General features: G+C 66.5%; 3 protein-coding genes. 1 reads left to right on the top strand and 2 read right to left on the bottom strand.

Features of this window, described 5'->3' with window-relative positions:
- Nucleotides 1-40: 40 nt before the first annotated feature.
- The gene (locus tag VF769_RS01980) at nt 41-517 is read right to left on the bottom strand and encodes a hypothetical protein (RefSeq protein ID WP_331006689.1); all 477 of its coding nucleotides are present in this window, start codon (nt 515-517) and stop codon (nt 41-43) included.
- 263 nt (nt 518-780) lie between these two features.
- Nucleotides 781-1797 (bottom strand): polyprenyl synthetase family protein, encoded by a 1017-nt coding sequence (locus VF769_RS01975; protein WP_331006688.1) that lies wholly within the window; start codon nt 1795-1797, stop codon nt 781-783.
- Between the two features lie 107 nt (nt 1798-1904).
- On the opposite strand from VF769_RS01975, the gene VF769_RS01970 reads away from it, so the two are divergent.
- Nucleotides 1905-2370: methyltransferase domain-containing protein (locus tag VF769_RS01970; RefSeq protein WP_331006687.1), on the top strand; the 466-nt coding region annotated here is incomplete at its 3' end.

The following is a 2370-nucleotide window of genomic DNA, read 5'->3' as shown; positions in this document are numbered from 1 at the left end:
TGGGGCAGCGCAGTCGCCGGCCTGCGGCCGGCGCTGCGGGTTAGGAGCTGTCGGCGGGAATGATGGCGCAGGGGGCTGCGCTGACGATGGCGTCGGCGACGGGCGCGGCAATCACGAGATTGAAGCGCTGGCCGCGCAGCTTGCGCGCAAGGCGGGCGAGCGCCTTCTCGGGTTTCGAGAAGAGCTCGAGCACATGCAGGATGCGCTGCAGGAAGGTGCCAGCGCGCGAGCGCAGCGATTGCGCGAGCAGACGCAGATTGGGTGTGTTGGCGCGGACGCCAGGGGCGGTGTTGCGCGGACGGCGCGCGCCGACGCGCACGCGCGCGAGAATGGTGCAGATGAGATAGGCGTGGACGAAGCGTTCGCAGTGACGAATGGCGTTGTGCACGCGTTTGCTGCGGCGTGCGTTCGCGCCGAGTTTGAAGATCAACAACAACGCCCACACGATCCAGCCGACAAGCGCCGCCTGGTGGCGGTCTAATTCCTGTCGGCTGATGAGGGTGGGGGCGGGTTTCATGCGCGGCAGTGTGCGGCTGGGCGCGGACCGGTTGAATAGATGCGCTCAATGTGGACCGCCGGCTTCCCGCCGGCATGGTGGAAAGGTCAAGGCGATCAACGGGTTTGCGTTCGGAAAAAGGATGCCAGCTGGAAGCCGGCGGTCCGAAATGGGTTGAATAGAGGGGCGCCGATCCAGCAACTTGCTTTCACGCCTGCGCCGCCACCCACTCCGTCTTGCGGCTACGCCGCAAGCCACCTCGCCCATCGAGGGCGAGGAGAGTTTTAGTAGGCGCGGTCGACGACGAAGTCGGGGAGATCGGCCAGGGCTTCGCGATAGGCGTTGGCGGGCAGGATTTCGAGCGCGGCTTTGGCGCGGGCGGCGTGGTCGCGCGCGGCTTGCAGCGTCAGCGCGATGCCGTCGTGACGGCGGATGAGCGCGACGGCGCGATGGAAATCGTCGTCGCTGCGTTCGCCGCTGATGACGCGCCGCCAGAACGTGCGTTCGCTGTCGTCGCCGGCTTCGCGCGCGAACACGATCGGCAGCGTGACTTTGCCTTCGCGGAAATCGTCGCCGGAATTCTTGCCCATGGTGGCGGAGACGCCGCCATAATCGAGGGCGTCATCAACGAGTTGGAAAGCAAGGCCGAGCTCGCGGCCATAAGTTTCAAGCGCTGTCGCTTCGGCGCCCGGGCGGCCCGCGACCACGGCGCCGGCTTTGCCGGCGGCGGCGAACAGTGCGGCGGTCTTGGCGCCGATAATGTCCATGTAACGTTCGCGCGTGGTCTCGGCGTCGTTGGCGGCGGCAAGTTGCATCACCTCGCCTTCGGCGATGATGCAGGCGGCGCGCGAGAGAATGTCGAGCACCTGAATGTCGCCAGTCTCGACCATGAGCGTGAACGAGCGGGCGAACAGGAAATCGCCAACGAGCACGCTCGCGGAATTACCCCAGATCAGATTGGCGGCCTTCTTGCCGCGGCGCATGTCGGAGAGGTCGACGACATCGTCATGCAGCAGCGTGGCGGAGTGGACGAATTCGACGGCGGTCGCGAGCTTGCGCGCGCCATCACCGCCGCCGCCCAAGAGGCGCGCCGCCGCGAGCGTGATCAACGGGCGTATGCGCTTGCCGCCAGCATCGATCAGGTGCGCGGCGAGGTTTGGAATGACGCCGACGGGGCTGGCCATATGCTGATGGATCAGCGCATCGACGGCGGCCAAATCTTCGGCCAAAAGCGCGGCCAACCGGTCGACCGCGTGCGGTGCGCCGGCGGCTTGTTTGGCAGGTCCGACCGCCGGTCCCAATTGCCTCTCCGCTTGACCTTAAAGGTGGCCGGACGATGGTGGGACCGGGGGCGCCGGTCAAGCGGGGTTCCCACCGCAGCGCCTATGGGTCGCACAGGAACAGGCTTGTGACTGAAGTGACGGAAGACGCGATTTTGGGCGGGCGCGTGCGCATACGCCAGCCCGCGCGCGGCTATCGCGTCAATGTCGACACGCTGTTGCTGGCGGCGGCGCAGCCGCGTGTGATTGCAGACGGTGCGCGTGTCGTTGAGCCGTGCTGCGGGGTGGGGGCGGCGTTGCTGGCGGTCGCGGCACGACATGAAGGCGATATCAGCTTTGTCGGCATCGAACGCGACCCGGGTTTCGCCGATACGGCGCGGCAGAACGTGGAGCTGAACTCGGCCTCGCATCGCATCCGGGTCGTTGAAGGTGATGCGCTGGATGCTGGCGCGGATTACGGCCTATTCGATCACGTCTTCTTCAACCCCCCTTACGACACGCCAGGCGAGGGGCGCGCGCCGGCTGAAGGCAAGCGCGCCGCCTATCTCGCGGATCGCCCATTGGGAGACTGGATCAAGGTTTGGTCCAACCGCA

Origin of the sequence: Vitreimonas sp., assembly GCF_036392335.1 — a bacterium.
Classification (GTDB): Bacteria; Pseudomonadota; Alphaproteobacteria; order Caulobacterales; family Aquidulcibacteraceae; genus Vitreimonas.
Note: the sequence above shows the minus strand (reverse complement) of the source record. Positions and strands in the feature narration are given on the sequence as shown.